Origin of the sequence: Bradyrhizobium sp. AZCC 1721, from assembly GCF_036924715.1 — a bacterium.
Classification (GTDB): Bacteria; Pseudomonadota; Alphaproteobacteria; order Rhizobiales; family Xanthobacteraceae; genus Bradyrhizobium.
Window position 1 is genome coordinate 617795 of the sequence record NZ_JAZHSB010000001.1, and the last position, 21764, is coordinate 639558.

Annotated in this window: 25 protein-coding genes and 1 pseudogene; 13 read left to right on the forward strand and 13 right to left on the reverse strand. The window is 62.7% G+C overall.

Annotation, left to right across the window (positions count from 1 at the left end; translation table 11 throughout):
- Positions 1-194 precede the first annotated feature (194 nt).
- Positions 195-968 (forward strand): ferredoxin--NADP reductase, encoded by a 774-nt coding sequence (locus V1273_RS02925; protein WP_057841999.1) that lies wholly within the window; start codon positions 195-197, stop codon positions 966-968.
- Between the two features lie 430 nt (positions 969-1398).
- Complete coding sequence (locus tag V1273_RS02930; RefSeq protein WP_334408660.1) at positions 1399-3030, forward strand: FMN-binding glutamate synthase family protein; 1632 nt, start codon at positions 1399-1401, stop codon at positions 3028-3030.
- A 34-nt stretch (positions 3031-3064) separates the two neighbouring features.
- Here V1273_RS02930 and V1273_RS02935 read toward each other — a convergent pair whose 3' ends face one another.
- From V1273_RS02935 to V1273_RS02950, 4 genes are all read right to left on the reverse strand, one after another.
- Positions 3065-3415, reverse strand: coding sequence for a DUF3147 family protein (locus V1273_RS02935; RefSeq protein WP_334408661.1), 351 nt, complete (start codon positions 3413-3415; stop codon positions 3065-3067).
- 18 nt (positions 3416-3433) lie between these two features.
- On the reverse strand, positions 3434-5437 hold the full coding sequence (locus V1273_RS02940) for a carbohydrate porin (protein WP_334408662.1): 2004 nt from the start codon (positions 5435-5437) through the stop codon (positions 3434-3436).
- Between the two features lie 527 nt (positions 5438-5964).
- On the reverse strand, positions 5965-6222 hold the full coding sequence (locus tag V1273_RS02945; protein ID WP_334408663.1) for a hypothetical protein: 258 nt from the start codon (positions 6220-6222) through the stop codon (positions 5965-5967).
- A gap of 152 nt (positions 6223-6374) precedes the next feature.
- Positions 6375-7196 carry a creatininase family protein gene (locus V1273_RS02950; protein ID WP_334408664.1) on the reverse strand — a complete coding sequence of 274 codons (822 nt, stop codon included), beginning with the start codon at positions 7194-7196 and terminating at the stop codon, positions 6375-6377.
- A 140-nt stretch (positions 7197-7336) separates the two neighbouring features.
- Between V1273_RS02950 and V1273_RS02955 the strand changes: the two genes are divergently transcribed.
- The 7 genes from V1273_RS02955 to V1273_RS02985 all read left to right on the forward strand — a co-directional run bounded on the left by V1273_RS02955 (position 7337) and on the right by V1273_RS02985 (position 13485).
- Positions 7337-8356 (forward strand): ABC transporter substrate-binding protein, encoded by a 1020-nt coding sequence (locus tag V1273_RS02955; RefSeq protein WP_334384007.1) that lies wholly within the window; start codon positions 7337-7339, stop codon positions 8354-8356.
- A gap of 6 nt (positions 8357-8362) precedes the next feature.
- Positions 8363-9175, forward strand: a complete 813-nt coding sequence (locus V1273_RS02960; protein WP_334408665.1) for an ABC transporter ATP-binding protein — start codon at positions 8363-8365, stop codon at positions 9173-9175.
- Positions 9172-9960 (forward strand): ABC transporter permease, encoded by a 789-nt coding sequence (locus V1273_RS02965; protein WP_334408666.1) that lies wholly within the window; start codon positions 9172-9174, stop codon positions 9958-9960. The genes V1273_RS02960 and V1273_RS02965 overlap by 4 nt, the downstream gene beginning before the upstream one ends.
- Positions 9960-10949 carry a 2-hydroxyacid dehydrogenase gene (locus V1273_RS02970; protein ID WP_334366183.1) on the forward strand — a complete coding sequence of 330 codons (990 nt, stop codon included), beginning with the start codon at positions 9960-9962 and terminating at the stop codon, positions 10947-10949. Before V1273_RS02965 ends, V1273_RS02970 begins: the two co-directional genes overlap by 1 nt.
- Positions 10949-11650, forward strand: coding sequence for an AprI/Inh family metalloprotease inhibitor (locus V1273_RS02975; RefSeq protein ID WP_334408667.1), 702 nt, complete (start codon positions 10949-10951; stop codon positions 11648-11650). The genes V1273_RS02970 and V1273_RS02975 overlap by 1 nt, the downstream gene beginning before the upstream one ends.
- A 127-nt stretch (positions 11651-11777) precedes the next feature.
- Positions 11778-12176 (forward strand): YciI family protein, encoded by a 399-nt coding sequence (locus tag V1273_RS02980; RefSeq protein WP_334366185.1) that lies wholly within the window; start codon positions 11778-11780, stop codon positions 12174-12176.
- Positions 12177-12207: 31 nt separating this feature from the next.
- A complete protein-coding gene (locus V1273_RS02985) occupies positions 12208-13485 on the forward strand; it encodes an RNA polymerase sigma factor (protein WP_334408668.1) in 1278 nt (425 codons plus the stop codon).
- Positions 13486-13487: 2 nt separating this feature from the next.
- Here the strand turns inward: V1273_RS02985 and V1273_RS02990 are convergent, their stop codons facing one another.
- Positions 13488-13799, reverse strand: coding sequence for a putative quinol monooxygenase (locus V1273_RS02990; RefSeq protein ID WP_334408669.1), 312 nt, complete (start codon positions 13797-13799; stop codon positions 13488-13490).
- Between the two features lie 176 nt (positions 13800-13975).
- On the opposite strand from V1273_RS02990, the gene V1273_RS02995 reads away from it, so the two are divergent.
- Positions 13976-14353, forward strand: coding sequence for a hypothetical protein (locus V1273_RS02995; protein ID WP_057841987.1), 378 nt, complete (start codon positions 13976-13978; stop codon positions 14351-14353).
- A gap of 12 nt (positions 14354-14365) precedes the next feature.
- Here V1273_RS02995 and V1273_RS03000 read toward each other — a convergent pair whose 3' ends face one another.
- Positions 14366-14974, reverse strand: a complete 609-nt coding sequence (locus V1273_RS03000; RefSeq protein ID WP_334408670.1) for a TetR/AcrR family transcriptional regulator — start codon at positions 14972-14974, stop codon at positions 14366-14368.
- A gap of 217 nt (positions 14975-15191) precedes the next feature.
- Here V1273_RS03000 and V1273_RS33980 point away from each other — a divergent pair.
- The 3 genes and pseudogenes from V1273_RS33980 to V1273_RS03010 form a co-directional block, all read left to right on the forward strand.
- A pseudogene (locus V1273_RS33980) lies at positions 15192-15281 on the forward strand (ester cyclase); the annotation flags it as partial.
- A 64-nt stretch (positions 15282-15345) separates the two neighbouring features.
- Positions 15346-15567, forward strand: a complete 222-nt coding sequence (locus tag V1273_RS03005) for a hypothetical protein (RefSeq protein ID WP_334408671.1) — start codon at positions 15346-15348, stop codon at positions 15565-15567.
- A gap of 28 nt (positions 15568-15595) precedes the next feature.
- Entirely contained in the window at positions 15596-16090 is a 495-nt protein-coding gene (locus V1273_RS03010; RefSeq protein ID WP_334366191.1) for a DUF3237 domain-containing protein, read from the forward strand.
- 11 nt (positions 16091-16101) lie between these two features.
- Here V1273_RS03010 and V1273_RS03015 read toward each other — a convergent pair whose 3' ends face one another.
- The 7 genes from V1273_RS03015 to V1273_RS03045 form a co-directional block, all read right to left on the reverse strand.
- Positions 16102-16782 (reverse strand): DUF6064 family protein, encoded by a 681-nt coding sequence (locus V1273_RS03015; protein ID WP_334408672.1) that lies wholly within the window; start codon positions 16780-16782, stop codon positions 16102-16104.
- The gene (locus V1273_RS03020; RefSeq protein WP_334408673.1) at positions 16782-17699 is read right to left on the reverse strand and encodes an aldo/keto reductase; all 918 of its coding nucleotides are present in this window, start codon (positions 17697-17699) and stop codon (positions 16782-16784) included. Before V1273_RS03020 ends, V1273_RS03015 begins: the two co-directional genes overlap by 1 nt.
- A 234-nt stretch (positions 17700-17933) precedes the next feature.
- Complete coding sequence (locus tag V1273_RS03025) at positions 17934-18101, reverse strand: hypothetical protein (protein WP_334408674.1); 168 nt, start codon at positions 18099-18101, stop codon at positions 17934-17936.
- 156 nt (positions 18102-18257) lie between these two features.
- Positions 18258-19712 (reverse strand): GntP family permease, encoded by a 1455-nt coding sequence (locus tag V1273_RS03030; RefSeq protein WP_334412158.1) that lies wholly within the window; start codon positions 19710-19712, stop codon positions 18258-18260.
- A 14-nt stretch (positions 19713-19726) separates the two neighbouring features.
- A complete protein-coding gene (locus V1273_RS03035) occupies positions 19727-20755 on the reverse strand; it encodes a patatin-like phospholipase family protein (RefSeq protein WP_334366196.1) in 1029 nt (342 codons plus the stop codon).
- A 38-nt stretch (positions 20756-20793) separates the two neighbouring features.
- Positions 20794-21048, reverse strand: coding sequence for a hypothetical protein (locus V1273_RS03040; RefSeq protein ID WP_334408675.1), 255 nt, complete (start codon positions 21046-21048; stop codon positions 20794-20796).
- 31 nt (positions 21049-21079) lie between these two features.
- A complete protein-coding gene (locus V1273_RS03045) occupies positions 21080-21655 on the reverse strand; it encodes an HdeD family acid-resistance protein (protein ID WP_334383993.1) in 576 nt (191 codons plus the stop codon).
- Between the last annotated feature and the right edge of the window lie 109 nt (positions 21656-21764).

A 21764-nucleotide genomic window follows, 5' to 3' on the forward strand; every position in this document is an offset into this window, starting at 1 on the left:
AAGGCGATCGAACCTTTTTGCAAATTAGACCGACAGCCATTCCGAGTTCTCAATTGTGCTGCAGGTCATATTGACTATGTGTCTGCTGTGCGCAAATGAAGCGCCAAACCGCCGATGATTTCGCTGATTTTTGGCACTTTGAGGCCCAAAGACCGAAACGTTCTACATCGAGACGTCAGGAAAAACGAAAACACATGAGCGCGTTCTATAGAGAGAAAGTCCTTTCTGTCCGCCACTGGACCGATACGCTTTTCAGCTTCCGGGCCACCCGCGATTCCGGTTTCCGCTTCCAGAACGGCCAGTTCGCGATGATCGGCCTCGAGGTCGAGGGCCGGCCGCTGCTGCGCGCCTACAGCATGGCGAGCGCCAATCACGAGGAAGAGCTCGAGTTCTTCTCGATCAAGGTCGCGGACGGGCCGCTGACCTCGAAGCTGCAGAAGATCCGCGAGGGCGACGAGATTCTGGTCGGCCGCAAGGCGACCGGCACGCTGATCACCGACAATCTGATTCCGGGCAAGCGCCTGCTGCTGCTCTCGACCGGCACGGGCCTCGCGCCGTTCGCCAGCCTGATCAAGGACCCCGACGTCTATGAGCGGTTCGAGACCATCGTGCTCGTTCACGGCTGCCGTCAGGTCTCCGAACTTGCTTATGGTGAAGATCTGGTCGCCAAGCTGCGCGACGACGAGCTGTTCGGGCCGCTGCTGTCGGAGAAGCTGTTGTACTATCCGACCGTGACCCGCGAGCCGTTCCGCAATCGCGGCCGCATCACCGACCTGATCTCATCCGAGCAGTTGTTCAACGACATCCACCAGCCGCCGCTCAATATCGAGACCGATCGCATCATGATGTGCGGGAGCCCGGCCATGCTGGAAGAACTGAAGCAGATGTTCGAGTCCGGCGGCTTCATCGAAGGCAGCGGCAACACGCCCGGCCATTTCGTGATCGAAAAAGCGTTCGTCGAGCGCTGAGACTTCTTGTCCCGGACGCGGTGCAGCGCTTCTTCGGCGGTGCGCCGCAGAGCCGGGACCCCGCCGCCATGGATGGACCCCGGACCAGCAGCGCACCACGCCGTAAGTGCGGCGCGTTGCGCAGCATCCGGGGAACGTTACCCCCAATCTCCCTCACTGCTAAAACCACTCTCGGACGTCGCGCGGCTCGTTGCCCGCGACGGTTGATAGAGCGTGCGTGCCGGTGGGCGATGAGGTTGTGCGGCAAGGACTGCCACGCCATTACGCTGCACTGCAAAAAGGCGACAGGTTCATTCGGACCGGGAGCATCCCGTTTATTTTTCAAGCTGCCGTCACTTCCTTGAAGGTCGTTCCGTATATCGTGTAGCGCCCGTTCCGGCGATTGGACTAAGCTGCCGTCCGGCAAGGATAATTTGGGTGAGGGGGTTCCATGGAAACGCTGCTGCTTCCGTTCTCGCCACGCTACATCGTGCTGACGATCTGCGCCGTCATCACGGCATTGCTGATCGGCATCGGGATCTTCGACAATAATCTGAAAGTGTGGGAGTTGCTGCTGCTGCCGATCGTGATCTTCGGCGCGTTTACATCGCTGGGCATTCGCGATCTCCTGCAGAAGAACCACGCGGTGTTGCGTAATTATCCGATCTCGGCGCACATTCGTTTTTTGCTCGAAGAAATTCGTCCGGAGATACGGCAGTACTTCTTCGAGAGCGAGAAGGACGGCAAGCCGTTTTCCCGCGACACCCGCGCTCTGGTGTATCAGCGTGCCAAGATGGAGCTCGACAAGCGGCCGTTCGGCACCCAGGAGGACGTCTATCGCGACGGCTATGAATGGATGCACCATTCGATGGCGCCGAAGTCTCGTGCCGTCGAGCAATTTCGCGTCACCATCGGTGGTCCGGATTGCACCAAGCCGTACTCGGCCTCGGTCTTCAACATCTCGGCGATGAGTTTTGGGGCGCTCAGCCCCAACGCGGTGCGGGCGCTAAATGCCGGTGCGAAAAAGGGCAGCTTTGCGCATGACACCGGCGAGGGTGGCGTCAGTCCTTACCACCGCGAGCACGGCGGTGACATCATCTGGGAAATCGGCTCGGGCTATTTCGGCTGCCGCAACCGCGACGGCGCATTCAACCCGGAAGAATTTGCCCGCGTCTCCAGCGACGATCAGATCAAGATGGTCGAACTCAAGATCAGCCAAGGAGCCAAGCCCGGACATGGCGGGGTCCTTCCGGCGGCCAAGGTCTCGGAAGAGATCTCCAAAATTCGCGGTATCCCCATGGGCGAGGATTGCATTTCGCCGGCCACGCACCGCGCGTTCTCGACGCCGCTGGAAATGATGGTTTTCATCGGCGAGATGCGGCGACTATCCGGCGGCAAGCCGGCCGGGTTCAAGCTGTGCGTCGGTCATCCCTGGGAATTCCTGGCGATCTGCAAGGCGATGCTGCAAACCGGGATATATCCTGATTTCATCGTGGTGGACGGCAATGAAGGCGGCACCGGTGCTGCGCCGCTGGAATTCATGGACCATTTGGGTATGCCGATGCGGGAAGGCGTCAATTTCGTCCATAATGCACTGATCGGCATCAATGCGCGTGACCGCGTCAAGATCGGTGCCGCCGGCAAGATCGCGACCGCATTCGACATGGCGCGCGCGATGGCGATCGGCGCCGACTGGTGCAATTCTGCGCGCGGGTTCATGTTCGCGCTCGGCTGCATCCAGTCGCTGAGCTGCCATACCGATCGATGCCCGACTGGCGTGAGCACCCAGGATCCGCTCCGCGCCCGCGCGCTGGTGGTGCCGCACAAGATTGAGCGGGTCTACAACTATCACCACGCCACCCTGCACGCCCTGTCCGAGCTTATCGCCGCGGCCGGCCTCGACCATCCGCGGCAATTGCGGCCGATCCACTTCTCGCAGCGATCCTCCACGAATGACACGTTGTCATTCGCGCAACTCTATCCGTCGCTGCGTCCGGGCGAGTTGATCGAAGGCACCCAGGATCCGCGCTTCCGCGATGCATGGGCGATGGCGCGCGCAGATTCGTTTCAGCCGGCGGGATAAAATCCTAACAGTTTCCCGGCTGCCGCCTGCCGCTTCAAAGGCGAATGCCGAATTTGGCGAGCATCCAGGCGGTGAGGAAGTAAAGAGCAATCGTCACCGCGCAGCCGGCGGCGAGGCTGGGCCAGAAGCCCACGCCCGCCCTGAGCAGCGCCGGCAATATCAGGAACAGCGGTAGCGACGGCAGCACGTACCAGAACGTCGATTCCGCCACACCGGCAATGCGCTCCGCATCGCCGGTGTCGTGCCAGAGCCACAGGAAGCTCAACAGCGAAAGCAGCGGCAGCGACACGATAAGCGCAGCGAACGCCGGGCTGCGCTTGGCGATTTCCGACACCGCCGCGATGATAATGCCGGACAGGGCGCATTTGATCACGAAGTAGAGCATGGGGTGCCTCAAGGGGCACTAGAACTCTCCGTGCAGCCTGCCGGAGAACACATGGACCGGGCCGCGGTCGGCATTGTAGGCGGGATTGGTGATGAACTGGTAGTCGGCGGTGAGCGTGAAGTTCTTGTCGATGGCGTAGGCGTAGTAGGTCTCGAGGATTCGTTCGTTGCTGTAGTTGAGACGGCCGTCGCCAATCAGCAGGCCGAGACCGCCGGCCGCCAGGAAATCGCGGTGCGCGCTAGAGAGACCATTGATTGCGCCGCCCAAACCGAATGTATCGCTCGGGCGTCCCCAATAGCTGCCCTTGACTGACAGGCCTGCCGAGACGCTGCGGTCGATGTCGGTAAAGGACAGGATTTCGTTGCGGCCGTCGTTCCAGCTCGCGCGGGCGAATAGGCCGACATCATTCATGATCTGTTGTTCGGCGTTGACGTAGAAACCGTATTTCAGATTTTCGCGCCGGATGCTGGGCATGATGTCGTTGATGTCGAGCGTCGGATCTGCGGCGCTGATCGCCAGCGCATTGCGGTAGTTGCCGGTATTGCCGCGATTGGCGAAGATGCCGAGCCGCAATTTGCCGGGCAGATCGAACACAGTGTGACGTTCTTCGAATTCGACAACAGCTCCGCCGGTCTTGAAGGTGAGGACATCGCTGTTGGGAGCAGAGGGCACTTGAAACACGCCCGCGCGCACGGCCCAGTCCTTGCGATTGAGTTCGACCACCGCGCCGCGGGTAAATCCGGGGAGATCGGCCGGAAAGTCATAGGCCGCGGACGCCCACATTGCCCAGTTCATGAAATCCACACGCGGGTCTTTTGCGTAGGAATTGCCGTCAAAAAAATCTCCGACGGCAAATCGCCCGACCGTCACCGTGATCCGGTCGATGTCGCGCTTGCCCGGCAACTGATTGGCCGCATCGGCCACTTCTTCCTGTTCGCCGCCCAGCCCGAACGTCTGCCGGAAGTAATAGCGCTGTGCTCGGAATCTCGGATATTCGGTGCCGCCTTTTTGGGCTTCGCCGTTTGAAAAACCTGCCAGGCCTAATGTGCCGCCGATTCCGAAGCCCTGCGCAAGCTCCGGACCAAAATAGAACTCTCCACCGTCCCACAACCGCCAGCCGAGAAAGGCTCCGACCGTCCAGGTCTCTCTGACGCGTCCGGCGCCCGGTAGGCTGTTCGTACCTTGATACGGCGAGCGGAAGCTTGGATAGCCCTGCGGAAGGAATGTCGTCTGGGCGTGGACGTTCCAGTCCTTGGACGCGGGAGGGGTGGGTGGCCTGATGGCGTAATCGCTCGATGTCGCAGAACCCGGCCCGTCCCAGATCTTGTAGTTCAATCCGAGCTTGACCGTATGGACCTTGGGATCGACCCTGACGTCCGGCAGCGGCACGTCCGCAAGCCCATAGGCTCGGGCTCCCAGATCGATGTAGTCGTATTCGAGTTTTGCGCTCCATCTGGCGTCGGCGGCATACTCGACGCCAGCGCCTGCGGTCCAGCCGAGATGTGTATGCCCGCGCGTAGATAACACGCTTCCGTCGACATCATTGATGTCGACATGGGTCCGGGCCCAGGCGACGCCGCCGGTCACATAGGGCAACAGCGTTCCGAAGGCGTAACCGACGCGGCCCCGGGCCGTGGCAATATAGTCGAAGGTCGTGTTGAAGGGAGCCGGCGCAAGCCTCGGACGATCCAGCGTGCTCAGGAACGAAACATCCGCTTCGCCCCCCAACACCAGGTTGTTCGGGAGCTGAAAATTGTAGCCGGCCTGATAGCCGCCGATCAGGCCGGTGATGCTGTGGGGAAAAAACACGCCTTGCAGCGGCAGGGGATTGGTATCAGGGCCAAAGCTGCCGCCGCCATAACCGACATGGCCGCCGAGATAGAAGCCGCTCCAGTTGTAGACGGCGCTCAGCGCCGGTGCCTTCAACGGCATATCTGCAGCGGTGGCAACGCCGTCGAATGCGAGCAGGCTCAGGCCTACGCCTGCCAGCAGATACTCGCGGGATCGGCTGCGACGGGTCATCGTGTGGGTACTCTGGGCGCTAACGTTCCGGCGGTCGCTCTTATCACTGCAGATTTGCCGGCGCGCTACCACCAAAGAGATCGCCTGAAATCATCGGCCCAGCCTCTTTTTGTGGATTAGCGGCTGTTCCCGGCCGAAGCCGGATCGAGCAGGAGCGCAATCCGCTTTGCGAGCTTTGTTGGGAACAATTCGCAATTGCAAGAAGCATTGAACTGCTTCGTCTAAATGACATCGTTACGTGACATGGCTGCAACATCGGCCGGTGCGCCGGGATTCAAAAAGGTGACCCGCCCGGGGGGACAACCGGGCGGGTCGGGTGCGGCACGGGGGTGGATGAGGCGCCCGTGCCGGACGCTGATCCACGACAGACGCGTTTTCGAGCGAAGCTTGCCCTCGGACTTGATCCGTGGGTGGCCTTCCGGTTCGCGTGAAGAAAACGCGTTAACACGAGAAGCGCTTTCAGGGTCTGAAGTGGTTTGCCTGCAAGGAAATCGCTTCTCAAACAGCAACCAAGTCAGCCGCAGAAATCAGTAAGCGCAGGTCCGGACGCGGCCGATGTAATTGCCGAAAGCGTCGAACTGGCGAACCCAGCCGCAGCGGCGATAGCTGTCATAGTAGTAATGGGGACCCGAAGCTGCGATGGCAGTGCCGACGATGGCTGCGCCGACGAGGCCGGCGCCGACACCCCAGTGCAGCGGCTTGGCCTGAGCCTGTGTGGAAGCCATGCCGCCGGTAACGGCAAGGGTAGCGAGAGCGAGAGCGGCGAACTTGGTCTTGATCGACATGGAAGTCTCCATCCTTAAGTTAAGCGGCCATTGTGGTCCGCATGCCCAGTTGGACGGAGCACGTTGAAAGGCGGTTCGAGGCGGCGGCCGAAATATGGTTTCGTCGTTTATTTCTTCGATATTTCAGATGGTTAGGGGAATAAATCGCGATTTTATGCTTTACGAAGAAACAATTCCGGATCGAATTTGTCGACGTCATCGAGCAGTTCGCAGAACGCCCGCGCGCCGTGATCGAGCAGTAGTTCGCCCTTCTCCGCAGTGGCTTTGGTGGCGTCGCCCACCGCGCCGCTTTCGTTAAGGTCCTGCGCCTGCCACGCGAAAGGGACCGGCCGATGCGCCGAGAGCCAACGAAATTTTTTCTCCATCGCGATGCTGGCGGGGCGAAAATCGGCGATCGCCTCGCTCCGCACCGTGTGCGGATAGCGCGCCAGCATGATGGAGGTCTCGACCGCGCCGCCGTGAATGCCGTGACGCAGCTCTTCCGCCGAAAACAATCCATCCGGCGTGCCGAAGCGCGACCAGCTCGTGGTCACCACGAGCAGCCCGTGCTGGGCGCGCAGATCCTGCGCGACCAGCGACATCGCCGCGCTGTTGCCGCCATGGCTCGTCACGATCACGAACTTGCGGATTCCGCATCGCGCAACGCGCTCGCCGATCGCCATCCACTCCTTCAATGCGGCTTCGGTCGGCAGCGTCAGCGTGCCCGGAAAATCGATGTGCTCGGTGGAAATGCCGACCGGCTGCAGCGGCAGAAAGGTGACGGGCAGCGCGACCGGCAACAGCTCGCGCACCCGCGCCAGATAGGCCTCGCCGATCAGGACATCGGTTTCCAGCGGCAGATGCGGGCCGTGCTGCTCGGTGGCTGCCAATGGCAGCACCGCGATCCAGCGCGCGGCGTCGGCCTTAGCGCCATTCTTGGCAATGTCGGACCAGCGGATGTCGGTCCAGTCGCGGGGCGGAACGGTTGAGGCCATCGAGCGAAGCGTTTCTTTGGATGAATTTGCAGGGTAGTTTGTTAGATAGTCCGAGGATGGTCCGATCCCCGGACAAAACCTCCTGGGGACGTTGTCCTTAGTCTCTCATCATGGGCCAGAATGATCGACGGAGTCCAACCATGAACCCGGCCTTTTTGCTGCGAGCGTTAACTGCAGGTCTTCTGGCGTTGGCCGCAGGACCGACGCAAGCGCGTGCCGAAACCCTCGACAAGGTGTCGTTCGGAACCAACTGGGTCGCCGAGGCCGAGCATGGCGGCTTCTTCCAGGCGGTCGCCGACGGCACCTACAAGAAATACGGCCTTGACGTCACCATCGTTCCCGGCGGGCCCAACACCAACAACCGCATTCTGCTGACCGCCGGCAAGCTCGACTTCTTCATGAGCGCGAACACGCTGCAATCGTTCGACGCCGTCGCCAACAACGTGCCGCTGATTGCGGTCGCGGCGATCTTCCAGAAGGATCCGCAGGTATTCCTCACCCATCCGGAAACCAGGATTGCAAAACTCGAAGATCTTAAGCCGCTGACGCTGCTGGTGTCCAAGGAAGGTGTCGCGAGCTACTTCCAGTGGCTGAAGTCCGAATATGGGTTCAGCGAGAGCAAGGTAAAGCCCTACACCTTCAATCCGCAGCCTTTCATCGTGAACAAGCAGAGCGCGATGCAGGGTTACGTTACCTCCGAGCCCTACGCCGTCGAGAAGGCAGCCGGCTTCAAGCCTGGCGTGATCCTGCTCGCCGATCACGGCTTCAACGCCTATTCGACGCTGATCGAGACCCGCCGCGAGATCGTCGACAAGAAGCCGGACCTGGTGCAGCGCTTTGTCGATGCCTCCGTCATCGGCTGGTACACCTATCTCTACGGCGACAATTCCGCCGGCAACGCGATGATCAAGAAGATCAACCCCGAAATGACCGACGAGCTGCTCAGCTATTCCGTCGCCAAGATGAAGGAATACGGCATCGTCGATTCCGGCGATACGTTGCGCGACGGCATCGGCGCCATGAACGACGCGCGCGTGGCGAGCTTCTTCGACAAGATGGTGCGGGCCGGCGTGGTTCGCCGCGATATCGACTACCGCCAGGCCTACACGCTTCGCTTCGTCAACAAGGCCGTCGGTCTCGATCTGCGGCCGAAGAACTGACGCGAGATGGCCGGGCCCGCTTTGTCGGAGATGGATAGCGATGCGGCGGGCCTTGCCGTGCGTCTGCGCGCGGTGAGCAAGACCTATGACAATGGCGTGACCGCGCTGGGGCCGCTCGATCTTGATGTCGCAAAGGGTGACTTCGTCTCGCTGCTCGGGCCTTCCGGCTGCGGAAAATCCACCGCGCTGCGGCTGATCGCGGGGCTCGGTGCGCCGAGTGCGGGCACGGTGAGCGTTCCCCATCGCGCCAACAAGGCGGATGGGCGACATCCCATCGGTTTTGTGTTTCAGGAGCCCACGCTGATGCCGTGGGCGAGCGTGCGCGACAATGTTTGCCTGCCGCTGAAGCTTGCGCATGCGGCGCCGGCCGAAGCCGACCGGCGTATCGAGGGGGCGCTGGCGCAGGTTGGTCTTGCCGAATTCGCCGGTGCATACCCCCGCGAATTGTCGGGTGGCATGAAGATGCGGGTGTCATTGGCGCGGGCGCTGGTCACCGATCCGGACATTCTGCTGCTGGACGAGCCGTTCGCGGCGCTCGACGAGATCACGCGCTTTCGGCTCAACAACGATCTGCTGGCGCTGTGGCGGAAGCTGCACAAGACCGTCATTTTCGTCACCCACTCGGTATTCGAGTCGGTCTATCTGTCGCAGCGGGTGATCGTGATGACGGCGCGCCCGGGGCGCGTCCGTGCCGAGTTTCGCATCGCGACGCCGGAGCCGCGCGGCGAGGAGTTTCGCACCTCGGCCGACTATGCCGGCTATTGCCGCGAGGTCTCGAATGCACTGGCGCCTTCCTATTCCGGGCAGCCTAGCGCATGAGTTCCCTGCAGAACGTCGGCCGCATGCTGCTTCCCGTTGTCGTGCTCGCAGCGGGCCTGGCGTTGTGGGAATTCGTCGTCCGCGTCAACGATATCCAGCCCTACGTTCTGCCGAGCCCGACAACGGTTTTTCAGACGCTCGTCAGCGACTGGCCGGTGCTGTCGGAATCGCTGGGCGTCACCTTGCTCACCACGCTGGAAGGTTTCATCGCCGCAGCCGTCGGCGGCGTCGCGCTGGCGCTGGTGTTCAACCAATCGAAATGGCTGGAATATTCGCTGTTTCCCTATGCGGTGATCCTGCAGGTCACGCCGGTGATCGCAATTGCGCCGTTATTGCTGATCTATCTGCCGCAGCAGACCGCGGTCATCGTCTGCGCCTGGATCGTCGGTTTCTTTCCGGTTCTGTCCAACACCACGCTCGGGCTGAATTCGGTGGACCGCAATCTGGCCGGACTGTTTCAACTCTACGGCGCGTCACGGCTTCAGACGTTGCGGTACCTGAAATTGCCGGCGGCGCTGCCTTATATTCTCGGTGGCTTGCGGATCGCGGGCGGCCTGTCGCTGATCGGCGCCGTGGTCGCCGAAATCGCCGCGGGCACGGCAGGCGCCGGCTCCGGCCTTGCCTTCCGGATCGCCGAATCCGGTTATCGCCTCAACATTCCCCGAATGTTCGCGGCGTTGTTGTTGCTGTCGGTGGCCGGGATTGTCATCTATGGGCTGCTGGCGCTAGTTTCGCATCTGGTACTACGGCGCTGGCATGAGAGCGCGCTTGGAAAGGAAAATTGATGGCTGCCGCGAATATTTCGTCCGAGAAGATCGATCTGTTGATCTACGGACCTGTCAGGCCGATCCTGGAAACCGGCTTTCCGGATCAGTACGTCCTGCATATGGCGGAGAGCCGGGCTGACCTCGAGCGCTTGACGCCCGATGCGGTCGCAAAAATCCGCGGCATGGCGGTCACCTACCACATGGTGCCGGCCGACGCGAAGGCGCTGTCGCAATTTCCGAAGCTTGAAATCGTCGCGAGCTTCGGCGTCGGCTACGACCACGTCGACTCGGCTTATGCGCGCGAGCACAATATCGTCGTCACCAACACGCCCGACGTGCTGACGGAAGAAGTCGCCGACGTTGCGATGGGGCTTCTGATCGCGACCTTGCGCGAATTCGTCAAGGCCGACCGCTATCTGCGCGCTGGCCAGTGGCAGACCCAGAACTATCCCTTGAGCGCCGGTTCGCTGCGCGACCGCAAGATCGGCATCGTCGGCATGGGTCGCATCGGACAGGCGATCGGCCGCCGGCTCGAGGCCTCGCGCGTGCCGGTTTGCTATCATTCACGCAATCCGTCGCCGGCCGTGTCCTACCAGCATTATCCCGATCTCCTGGAAATGGCGAAGGACGTGGACACGCTGGTCGTGATCGTGCCCGGCGGCGCCTCGACCGCCAAGATGATCAATGCCGAAGTGTTGCAGGCGCTGGGTCCGCGCGGCGTTTTGATCAACGTGGCGCGCGGGTCCGTCGTCGACGAGCCGGCGCTGGTCGCGGCGCTGAAATCCGGCACCATCCTCGCCGCCGGGCTCGATGTGTTCGCCAACGAGCCGAACGTGCCGGACGAGTTGATGGCCATGCAAAATGTCGTGCTGTTGCCACATATCGGCTCAGCTTCGGTGGTAACGCGCAACGCCATGGATCAACTGGTCGTCGATAACCTGAAAAACTGGTTTGCTGGCAAGGCGCCGCTGACGCCCGTTCCGGAAACCCCAGTGAAGGGACGCTGATGGTGCTTGGGCGTTCGGGCATTACGGCAGCAGCGCTGACAGTGCTGCTCGCGCTTGCGCCGCAGGTGGCGGCGCAGGATGCCGCGGCGCTGAAGAAGGAAATGATCGGGCAGTGGGAACTCGCCACCACCGAGCGCAGCAAGACTTGCGTCATCACGATGAAGGGCGATGCGACGCCGCAGGGGCTCAAGCTCGAGCTTGAGCCCGGTTGCGCCAAGGCATTGCCGTTCACCAAGGACATTACGGCCTGGAACATCAAGGGGCTGGACATCGTGCGGCTGCAGGACGCGGCAGGCCAGCCGGTGATCGACTTCACCGAAGTCGAGAGCGGCATTTTCGAGGGCCTGCGGACCGGCGAGGGCGTTTATATCCTGCAGAACCTCGCTGCCGCCCGCTCGCTCGCCAAGTCGATGGACCAGATGATCGGTGACTGGTCGATGGTTCGTGGCAATGGGCAGACGATCTGCGGCCTGACGCTGACCAACACCGAGGCGACCGGGGATAATTTCCAGGTGTTCCTGAAGCCGAAATGCGATCCGGCGGTTGCGGCCTTCGCGCCAAACCAATGGCGGCTGGAGCGCGGACAGATGATCCTGATGTCGGCCAAAGGCGAGACCTGGCAATTCGAGGCCGACGACAATGCGCAGTGGCGGAAGGTGCCCGATACCGCCGATCCCCTGATCATGATCCGGGGACAGTAGCCGGTATCCCCGGGGCCTGGATTTTTTTACAAGCGCATGTCGATCCGGCCGTGGCCGGATCGTCGTTCCCTGTAGCGAGACGGAATGGCCGGCCTGATGCCGCCAACTCGCAGCACAGGAGTTGTTCATGCGCTTCATGTCCATCGTTACCTCCCCGCAACCGATGAAGGCCCCGACGCCCGCCCTGATGGAAGCGATGGGGAAGCTTGCCGAACGCGAGATCAAGGCCGGCCGGATGATCGACATGGGCGGGCTGACCCCGTTGCAGCAGGGGGCGCGGGTCTCGATCGACGGCGGCAAGCTGCGAGTCACCGACGGCCCGTTCGTGGAGGCCAAGGAAGTGGTCGGTGGCTACGCCATCTTCGAGTTCCGCGACAAGGAGGAAGCGCTCGCCATGGCCCAGGAATTCATGCAGCTTCATCTCGACCACATGCCCGGCTGGGAAGGCACCTGCGAGCTGCGCGCCATGGCCGGCCACGGCCTGGAAACGACCTGCGGCGACGTCGAATCCCCCGCACACGCCTGATGGCGCGGCATAGCCGATCTGGTCGGCGGCGATGACGGCCGCCGACGTCAATCGCACCATCCTCGCGGTCTGGCGCATCGAACAGCCGCGCCTGATCACGGGTCTGTCGCGAATGCTGCGCGACGTGCCGCTGGCGGAGGATTTGACCCAGGAAGCCTTGGTCGCGGCGCTGGAGCATTGGCCCGCCAGCGGCGTGCCGGAGAAGCCCGGGGCGTGGCTGATGGCGCTGGCCAAGCGCCGTGCGCTGGATCATCTGCGCCGCCGCAGCATGCTCGCACGCAAGCATGAGATGCTGACGCGCGACCTCGAGCAGGAGCAACAGGCGATGCCGGATCTGGACGCTGCACTCGACGACGATATTGGTGACGAGTTGCTGCGGCTGATCTTCACCGCCTGCCATCCAAAACTGTCGCGCGAGGCGCGCGCGGCGCTGGCGCTCCGAATGATCTGCGGTCTGACCACGGAAGAGATCGCGCGCGCTTTCTTGCAGCCGGAAGCGACCATCGCTCAGCGCATCGTGCGGGCGAAGCGGACGCTGTCCGAATCCGGCCTAGCCTACGAAACGCCACGCGGCGTGCAGCTTTCGGAACGGCTCGCCTCGGTGCTGGAGGTCGTCTATCTCATCTTCAACGAAGGCTATACGGCCGCTCGCGGCGACGAATGGCTACGGCCGCAGCTCTGCAACGACGCGCTGCGCATGGGCCGTGTGCTGACGCTGGTCGCGCCGCAGGAAGCTGAAGCCCACGGCCTGCTCGCGCTGATGGAGCTGAATGCTTCGCGCACCGCGGCGCGCACCGACGCAGCCGGCGATCCGATTCTTCTGATGGACCAGAACCGCGCGCTGTGGGACCGGCTGCAGATCCGCCGGGGATTGCTGGCGCTGGCACGAGCCTACGAGCTCGGCGGAGGGGGCGGATTCTATGCACTGCAGGCTGAGATCGTCGCCTGTCACGCCAGGGCCGTTACACCTGATGAAACCGAGTGGCCGCGCATCGCCGAGCTCTACGCCAAATTGGGCGCACTGGTGCGCTCGCCGATCATCGAGCTCAACCGCGCCGTGGCTATCGGCATGGCCGAAGGGCCGGCGGCTGCACTTGCGATCGTGGACGGATTGGCCGGCGAGCCCGCGCTGAAGACCTATCACCTGTTCCCAAGCGTCCGCGGCGATCTGCTGCACAAACTCGGCCGCGTTGCAGAAGCCCGCGCTGCGTTCGAGCTCGCGTCAACACTTGCAACCAACAAGCGCGAACGCGAATTGTTGCGGCGGCGGGCCACTGAGACGAGCAGTGGCGCGCCGAAGCCGTTCTGACTTCAGATGAACCGGAATTGCGACCGCTCGCGCTTGGCGAGTTTCGGAATCGCCTGCCCGAGAATGATGTTCTTGAAGTGGTCGGTCTGCTGATGCTCGGCGAAGGCCGCTTCGCCTGCGAATACCTCGTAAAAGAAGAATTCTCGTGGCTTTGCGATGTTCTGGTGAATCTGGAATGCCTTCACGCCGGGCTCACGCTGTGCCTGCGGCAGAAAACCTTTCAGAAGCTCCGCGACGGTAGCTTCCTCGCCCGAATTGACTTCCCAGAATGCGGTGACGACCAGGTTCTGGTTTGCGTTGTTGGTGGTAGCCATAACGTTCTCCTGTGACATTCAGTGCGTGCTCGTTGGAGCGGCAATGCGGATCACAATGGCTGATCTTGCGACAAGAATGCTTCGGTAAATGTCGAATAATGATGTCAATGTCGAAGCCGGAACCTGTTTGACGATGCGCGCGTTTTCCCGGAGATCAATTTGCCTGGAGCAGCCGCATGGCCAAAAAGACCGTGCTCGCCATCGGCATCGAGCCTTCCTTCGTCGACTTTAGCGCTTTCCCGGGGCTCACGGCCGAACTGATGACGAGCTATGTTGGAGCTCAGATCGAGCAGCTTCGCGCGATGGGCTATGAGGCCGATAGCTGCCTGATCGATCTCGGCGATACCGCCGAAGCCGTCGCCGCCGCGGCGCTGGGCGCAAAGCATTATGACTGCGTCATGATCGGCGCCGGGCTGCGCGAGCCGCGAGAGCGGCTGCACTTGTTCGAGCGGATCATCAATCTGGTTCATCTCGCCGCGCCGCAAACGCGCATCTGCTTTAACACCACACCGGCCGACACTGCCGAGGCGGTGCAACGATGGGTCGCGCCGTGAGCGCGCTTGCGCTCAAGTGGTGCGGAAGGCGCCGAGCAGGCTGCCGATGATCTTTTGCCCGCGGGCTCGGAGCCTTTTCGGATTCTCTGCCCCGGGCAGCAGCAGCGCCACTTCGCAGATCATCGCATCGACCATGCGGCTCAGGAACTCGATATCCTCGAAATCGAGCTCGCCTTGGCGTTTCAGCGCGGCAAGCGTCGCGGTGAGCAGGGCCATCGGATGGGCTTCCTCGATCTCCCGGTAGCGCGCATTGCCGAGCACCGCCGGCGCTTCCTGGATGACGATGCGCGCATAGGCCGGTTCGAGGCAGGCGTCGAGATAGGCTTCGATGCCCTCGGTCAGGCGGTCCCATACCTTACGCTCCATCTTCGCTCGCGCTTCGATCCTGGCCGCGGCCTCGATCTGCAGAGCGACGACCACGGCGTCGAACAGCGCCTTCTTGTCCTCGAAGTGGTGGTAGAAGGCGCCCCGCGTCACGCGCGCGGCGCGCGAGATCGCCTCGATTCCCGCCGCCTGATAGCCCTCGCTCGCGAAAATGTCCCGGCCGGCCGCCAGCAGCGCCTGCCTCGTGGCTTCCGTGTACTCCTCGCGGCGGGTTCGTTCACGTCCAGCTTCCTGCATGCCCCCGACATACCACTTGACGCTTATGATCCTACTAACATATAACATACATATAGTATGTGAAAGACACTTGGTATGAATTCGAGCAGGAGAGCTCGAGGGAAAGCTATGGGAGGAGGGCATGAACAGCGATCGAATGTTCGAATTGGCGCAGGTCTTGGCGGAGGCAAAGAGCCGTCAGGACGTGCCGGCGGCGTTGAAGGTCCTCCACGACGACATGGTGCTGGAAAACCCGGCCTTCGGAACTACCGCCCGTGGCCTTGCCGAGAACGAGAAGGTGCTGAGCCGGTTCTTCGCTTCGTTCCCGGATTACAATGTCGTCCTGCAGGGCCGCGCCACCAATGACGATACGCTCGTTTGCTGGGGGCCGCGTGCAGATGACACTGACCGGCGATCGCTTCGGCGTGGTGCCGAACGGCAGGCGCGCAGACCTCCCGGTATTCATCCAGTTTGCGTTCAAGGACGACCGGATCGTCCACGAGCGATTCTTCTTCGACCTTGCCGAACTCTGCGCGCAGTCCGGCGTCTCGACCGATGCGGTACGCCGCAGGATATTTGGCGATGCCGGCGTCCGGCAGCTTGTCGCCGAATGACTTCCTCCCGCGAACCAGGACCCAGATGATGACAGTAGATCCACGCGTCAAACCGGTCGCCGCGATCAGGACAGCACCATTGTTCGACATCGTCGTCGATCTCAATCCAAGGCTGAACATCGGCGATGGTCCGCTTGGCCGCCGCATCCTGTTCGGCGCGGCCGGCGGAAGCTTCGAAGGCCCAAAGCTGCGCGGCGAGGTGGTGCCCGGCGGCGGCGACTGGGCGCTGTTCCGCAGCGATGGCGCGATGTCGCTCGACGTCCGCCTGACGCTGCGCACGCATGACGGTGCGCTGGTGCACATGACCTATGGCGGACGCTGGATCACGCCGCCCGAATTGCGGTCAGAAATGGCTGATCCCGCCAAACGATCTCAGGTTGACCCGTCGCGCTATTACTTCCGCACCAACCCGCTGTTCGAAACCGGGGCGGAACAATATGCCTGGATGAACGACATCGTCTGCGTCGGGTCGGGATACCTGGTCGAGGGCGGCATCGCCTACAACGTCTGCCAGATCGTCTGATGCATGTGCCTTCACCCGACCGGAAGCGACCCGCGCTGGCGGATGATCGTCCAGATCCAGGCTGCAGCGGTAAGCGCCACGGCGGCAGCAGGGGCCCAGGCTTGCGGTTCTCCCATCGTCCGCAGCGTTATGCCGCTCAGGAGACACCAGAGCACGGGGATCGGCAGCAGCCATGGCACAAGCCCGCCGCGGGCGAGGAGCAGAACGCCGAGCGTCGCGATCGCCGTCGGATCCGGTGCGATGCCAAAGACCTCGGACGAGGCCCAGCCGCGTCCCTGTAGCGGCGCAAGCAATGGCTGTCCGGCAATTCCGAAGACAAGGAGGAGATATCCTGTCCAAGCGACTGGCCCGCGGCGGTCGAACGCAAGACCATCGCGCAAGGACAAGACGAGGAGCAGCCCACCTTCAATGGCGAAGGCCGGCGCGATATAGGCGGCAGCCCAGTTGATGCCCGAATAGTGATTCCACAGGAACGACCACCCGACGAAGATCCAGAGGATCGCCAGGATGAATGTGATCCAGCGTGCAAAGACTCCCGGCCGCCACGCGATCAGCAGGATGAGCAGGCCGGCGGCAAGCGTCACGACGTGCAGAGGCCAGAGCGCCGCGTTGTGCGTTTCGAACATGCGCCAGTAGACGCGCGGCGAAAACAGCAGGAAATCCTCCGCGCGATAGGTCCACCACTCCGACATCAAATGGCCTGCACGTGAGCCGAGATGCGCTGCCGCGTGGCGAGGTCCGGCATCGGTCCGGCGGCGGCCGAGAGGTTTTCCCGCACGTGGTCGACGCGCGTGGTCGCGGGAATTGCGACGGTGACGGCCGGGTGAGACAGGATGAACTTCAGCATGAGCTGCGCCCAGCTCGACACCCCGAGTTCGGCCGCCCACTCCGGCAGCGGCTTATTCTTGAGGCGATTGGTCAGCTCGCCCTGCCGGAACGGCCGATTCACAATCACCGCAATCCCGCGCTCTGCCGCCAGCGGCAGCAGCCGTGCCTCCGCCTCGCGATCGACGACATTGTAGGAGAACTGCACGAAATCGATCGGCTCGTTTCGCATGATCTGTTCGACAAGATCATGACGGCGGCCTTCGGAGGTGGTGATTCCCACGTAACGCAGCGTACCGGCGGCTTTCATCTGGAGAAGCGTCTGCAGATGCGCCTGCCAGGCGAGCAGATTGTGAACCTGAACGAGGTCGAACTTCGGCACGCCCCAGAAGCGACGCGATTGCTCGATCTGGGCTGGACCTGCCGTCGCCGAGGACGTCCAGACCTTTTCGGCCGAGAATAGCGCGGGCGGCCGCCCGAGCTTTTGAAGGCCGTAGCCGACCACCGGCTGCGACGAGCCATACATGGGGGAGGAATCGATCATGCGGCCGCCAGCCTCGAAGAAGGCGGCCATGACACCAGCGCATTCGTCCCTGAGCCCCGGATCGTTGCCGACGTTGAAGGTGATCCAGGTCCCCAGTCCGACGATCGGCATCTCCTCGCGGCTCGAGGGAATAGGACGGCGCGCGGGCTGGCCTTGCTGGGCACGCAGAGAGGTCGGCAAGAGCGCGGCAGCGGCCGTTGCAAAGGATGTTTGCAGGAACGTTCGGCGTGTCGTGCGCATCCGATGCTCCATCATGGCGGCGGGCTGACCCAATATGCGTCTCGCGCGCCGTCCTCAGCTAAACAGCATTAGATGAGCTTCAGTCCCCTCAAACTTGCGTGACCGTTCCTGCCGACGAGACGCTTCGCATAAACAACGCCTCTGGCGCGACGGATCCTCATGAGCAAAAGGGCCGCCCCATTTGAGGCTGCCCTTTGTGTGGTTCGGCCGCGCCATCGCGCTATGGTCGCCGGATCAATCGTACAGCATCCTGGTTCGCGCCTCGTTGCGGGCCAAACTGTTGATTTCCGCAAGCGCCATCGCGCCCCTCAGTTCCTCAAGCCAGTCCAGAAATTTGTCGACCAGGTGCTCTGGGCTCATCGAAAGAGCCGCGCCTTTCATCCGCTCTGCTAGCTGATTCATCATCGATCCCCTCTCAATCGAGAATGAGCTACCCCCTCTCATCCGATGAACCACTCTCTCACGCGTTCGCCAAAGCGCGAAGCGGAGAGTTAATAAATGGTAAATGCAGGCGACGGCTTGATCAGCCGCCCTGAGACGGCAGGCCGCGCCGATGGTTCAGAACGATCCCGCCACCGAGCCGAGCGCGATGACGGCAACGAGGGCGATGAGTGCGCCGACGATGCCGACCATGACGATGTCGCGATAGCTGTCCCGGTGCGTCGATCCGCAGACGGCGAGCAGCGTGACGACCGCGCCGTTATGCGGCAGGCTGTCGAGCGTACCCGAACTGATCACCGCCACGCGATGCAGCAGCGCGGGATCGAGACCGATCTCCGCCGCGCGCGCCATATACGTCGCCCCGAGTGCGTCGAGCGCAATGGTCAGCCCGCCCGATGCCGACCCCGTGAGCGCGGCGAGCACGTTGGTCGCCACCGCGAGCGAGACCAGCGGTCCGCCGCCGATCCCGAGCACGGTGTCGCGTACGACATCAAAGGCGGGCATCGCCGCCACCACGGCGCCGAAGCCGACCAGGCTCGCAACGCTCAGGGCCGGCAGTACGGCGGCGTTGGCGCCGGCGTCCATGGTTGCACGCAGGGCCGGCAATCGCCGATGGCTGACGGCGAGGACCGTCACGATCGCACAGGCCAGGGCTGTGATGACAGCCCATACGCCGCCGACGGCCGCGAGCGACGTTGCGCCCCAGCGAGCTTCGGCGAGAAAGCGGGTGTCCAGTGCCGGCAGGATGAGCAGCGACATCGCGAGATTGACGATAATCACCACAACGAGCGGCAGTGCGGCGAGTGCAACCGACGGCGGAACGTCGGTCAGCGCACCGTGTACGATCTCCGCCGGATCGAACTCCCGCGCGGTGGTGGCGCGTTCGCGCAGCTTTTCGTCGGTGGCAAGACGGGCGGAAGGCATCGGCACGCCGTCGCCGAAGCCTTCGCCGTTTCTTTTTGAGTTGGCCACTTCGCGGCTGAGCCACCACAGGCCGAAGCCGAGCATGATCAACGATGCCAGAATGCCAAGGCCGGGCGCGGCGAATGGCGTGGTGCCGAAGAACGGCATCGGGATCGCGTTCTGGATCGATGGCGTACCGGGCAGCGCCGACATGGTGAAGGTGGAGGTGCCGAGCACGATTGCCGCCGGCATCAGCCGCCGCGGGATGCCGGCGTTGCGAAACAGTTCGTGCGCCATCGGTGCGAGCACGAAGAAGGCGACGAACAGACTGACGCCGCCATATGTGACGAGCGCTCCGGCGAGCACCACCGCGAGCACAGCCCGCCGCGTGCCCAGCCGCTGCGTCATGAAGCTCGCGATCGCGGCGACCGAGCCGCTGTCTTCCATCAGTTTGCCGAACAGGGCGCCGAGCAGGAACAGCGGAAAGAACTGGGCCAGAAAGCCTGCTGCGCTGACCATGAAGGTCTGGGTCCAGTGGGCCAGCAGCGGCTCGCGGGAAAACAGCGCGGCAACCAGCGCGGCAAGCGGCGCGAGTAGCAGCACGCTCCAGCCCCGATAGGCGAACGAGATTAGCAGGCCGAGGCCGATCAGGATGCCGAGAAGTCCCACCAGGGTCATCGCCCTCAGCACTCCAAAAGCAGTGCATCGATATCGGCGGTGGAGCGCCGGCCGAGATCGTCAGCATGCGACTTGAGGAATGCGTCGGCGCTCCTGCGCCCCTCTTCCTTGAGCAGCGAAACGAACTCCCATTCAGCGTTGAGCTTAGATGATGCGCCGAACTCCGTGAGTGCGTCGGTCATGATCCGGTGCGTGCGCATTCCGGCCCAGCGCGCGCCCTCGCCGTGTCCGGGGTCCGCCACCTGGCGCAGTAGCGCGATCATGCGCAATTCCTTCATGAGCGGCGAGTTGAAGGAGATTTCGTTGAGGCGGTTGAGAATTTCGTTCGCCGTACGCGGCGGTTTTGGTCGTTCGCGCGGATTGATCTGCACCAGGATGGTGTCGTGAGCGTCGCTTTCACGCACCAGCGGCGTGAGGGTCGGATTGCCGGCATAGCCGCCATCCCAATAGGGTTCGCCGTCGACCTCGATCGCCTGAAACATGGTCGGTAGACAAGCCGAGGCAAGCAGGACGTCGGCCGTGATCTCCGCATTGCGGAAGATTCGGCCGCGGCCGGTGCGCACATTGGTCGCGGTGACGAACAGCCTGATGGATGCCCGGGCCAGTCGCTCGAAATCGATGCTTTCGGCGAGGATGGCACGCAGCGGGTTGAGGCCGAGCGGATTGAGATCATAAGGCGAAAGCACACGTGCCATCAGGTCCATGGCGACATAGGCGGGTGACGTGTCGAGCGTCCAGCGGCCCATCAGTCGGTCGAGCGGCGAGCGCTGCAGCGGGCTGAACGCGGCAGCGCGCGACACACCGCGCCAAAAGGCCGCGAGCGCCGCCCGCGCGCCCTCGGCACCGCCTTGCGTCCACCCGTCGGCCACCAGGGCTGCATTCATTGCGCCCGCCGACGTGCCGGAGATTGCCTCGATCCGCAGCCACGGCTCCTCGACCAGACGGTCCAGCACGCCCCAGGTGAAAGCGCCGTGGGAGCCTCCGCCCTGCAAAGCAAGGTCCACCAGAACGGGTTCGCGCGCTGTTTCGTCCATCGTCACCCTCGTTGATCGGAGATGAAACGACACTCAATTCAGGACGCTCCGATACTTCCTCTCGACCTTTCGTAAGATCGGCGCAGCAGTGCGAACAGACTGCCACCCGTCGCCGCGCCCAGCAGGTAGGCGAAGGCGATCAGCACAGCGAGCGGCACTCGGGCATGCAGGCCGAGGAAGGACATGGTGACGATCTCGAAGTTCTGCAGCACGAAGATGATCGTTGCCGCGACGAACAGAATGATGACGGCAAGGTAGATCCAGCGCATGAGCGCCTCCTTTTCGTCGATCAAGGGACTGCGCTGCAGCCCGGCCGACTACACCTCAGCGAGCGCGGCGCAGGCCGAAGCCGAGCCCGACCCAGCCAGCGCCGGCCATGATGAGATCGATGGCGAGGAACAGGCCGAGGATATAGAGACTCGAAACCGGCCAGCGCACCAGGATCAGCACGCCGAGCAGAAGCGTGATCACGCCGGATAGCGCGACCCAGATCCAGGGCATTTCTCGTTTCATGCTGAAGGCCAGCACGATCCGCATGATGCCCGAGACCACCAGCGAAGCGCCGAGAACGAGGGTCAGTAGCACTGCCGCGAGCAACGGATTCTGGAACGTCGCGAAGCCGGCGATGATGTAGAGCACGCCAAGCAGAGCCCAGAGCAGAAATTTGCCCCAGCTCTTGATCTGGAAGGCGCTAAACACCTCTGCGACGCCGGCGATGATCATCATCACGCCGACCAAGAAGACGCTCACGACGGTGGCCATTGCGACGCTGCCGAGCGCGATAAACCCGGCGAGCAGATAAACGACGCCGAGTGCGACGATCCACCCCCACTTGGCGCGTAGCGGTGCCGTATCCGAACCGGCTTGAGGGCTCTTTGCGGTGTCTGAAGTGCTGGTCATGACGGCCTCCGATGCGAAAACCTATCCGACGTCAATTTGTCGGGCCCTCGACGCTAGTGCGCGAAGGGACGCTCGACAGGTGGATACTAGCGCAACTGCGCGTTGCGAT

Excerpts from the sequence above, each read along its gene's own strand:
- V1273_RS02925 (WP_057841999.1), top strand. The coding sequence starts at position 195 with ATGAGCGCGTTCTATAGAGAGAAAGTCCTTTCTGTCCGCCACTGGACC.
- V1273_RS02930 (WP_334408660.1), top strand. The coding sequence starts at position 1,399 with ATGGAAACGCTGCTGCTTCCGTTCTCGCCACGCTACATCGTGCTGACG.
- V1273_RS02935 (WP_334408661.1), bottom strand. The coding sequence starts at position 3,415 with ATGCTCTACTTCGTGATCAAATGCGCCCTGTCCGGCATTATCATCGCG.
- V1273_RS02940 (WP_334408662.1), bottom strand. The coding sequence starts at position 5,437 with ATGACCCGTCGCAGCCGATCCCGCGAGTATCTGCTGGCAGGCGTAGGC.
- V1273_RS02945 (WP_334408663.1), bottom strand. The coding sequence starts at position 6,222 with ATGTCGATCAAGACCAAGTTCGCCGCTCTCGCTCTCGCTACCCTTGCC.
- V1273_RS02950 (WP_334408664.1), bottom strand. The coding sequence starts at position 7,196 with ATGGCCTCAACCGTTCCGCCCCGCGACTGGACCGACATCCGCTGGTCC.
- V1273_RS02955 (WP_334384007.1), top strand. The coding sequence starts at position 7,337 with ATGAACCCGGCCTTTTTGCTGCGAGCGTTAACTGCAGGTCTTCTGGCG.
- V1273_RS02960 (WP_334408665.1), top strand. The coding sequence starts at position 8,363 with ATGGCCGGGCCCGCTTTGTCGGAGATGGATAGCGATGCGGCGGGCCTT.
- V1273_RS02965 (WP_334408666.1), top strand. The coding sequence starts at position 9,172 with ATGAGTTCCCTGCAGAACGTCGGCCGCATGCTGCTTCCCGTTGTCGTG.
- V1273_RS02970 (WP_334366183.1), top strand. The coding sequence starts at position 9,960 with ATGGCTGCCGCGAATATTTCGTCCGAGAAGATCGATCTGTTGATCTAC.
- V1273_RS02975 (WP_334408667.1), top strand. The coding sequence starts at position 10,949 with ATGGTGCTTGGGCGTTCGGGCATTACGGCAGCAGCGCTGACAGTGCTG.
- V1273_RS02980 (WP_334366185.1), top strand. The coding sequence starts at position 11,778 with ATGCGCTTCATGTCCATCGTTACCTCCCCGCAACCGATGAAGGCCCCG.
- V1273_RS02985 (WP_334408668.1), top strand. The coding sequence starts at position 12,208 with ATGACGGCCGCCGACGTCAATCGCACCATCCTCGCGGTCTGGCGCATC.
- V1273_RS02990 (WP_334408669.1), bottom strand. The coding sequence starts at position 13,799 with ATGGCTACCACCAACAACGCAAACCAGAACCTGGTCGTCACCGCATTC.
- V1273_RS02995 (WP_057841987.1), top strand. The coding sequence starts at position 13,976 with ATGGCCAAAAAGACCGTGCTCGCCATCGGCATCGAGCCTTCCTTCGTC.
- V1273_RS03000 (WP_334408670.1), bottom strand. The coding sequence starts at position 14,974 with ATGCAGGAAGCTGGACGTGAACGAACCCGCCGCGAGGAGTACACGGAA.
- V1273_RS03010 (WP_334366191.1), top strand. The coding sequence starts at position 15,596 with ATGACAGTAGATCCACGCGTCAAACCGGTCGCCGCGATCAGGACAGCA.
- V1273_RS03015 (WP_334408672.1), bottom strand. The coding sequence starts at position 16,782 with ATGTCGGAGTGGTGGACCTATCGCGCGGAGGATTTCCTGCTGTTTTCG.
- V1273_RS03020 (WP_334408673.1), bottom strand. The coding sequence starts at position 17,699 with ATGCGCACGACACGCCGAACGTTCCTGCAAACATCCTTTGCAACGGCC.
- V1273_RS03025 (WP_334408674.1), bottom strand. The coding sequence starts at position 18,101 with ATGAATCAGCTAGCAGAGCGGATGAAAGGCGCGGCTCTTTCGATGAGC.
- V1273_RS03035 (WP_334366196.1), bottom strand. The coding sequence starts at position 20,755 with ATGGACGAAACAGCGCGCGAACCCGTTCTGGTGGACCTTGCTTTGCAG.
- V1273_RS03045 (WP_334383993.1), bottom strand. The coding sequence starts at position 21,655 with ATGACCAGCACTTCAGACACCGCAAAGAGCCCTCAAGCCGGTTCGGAT.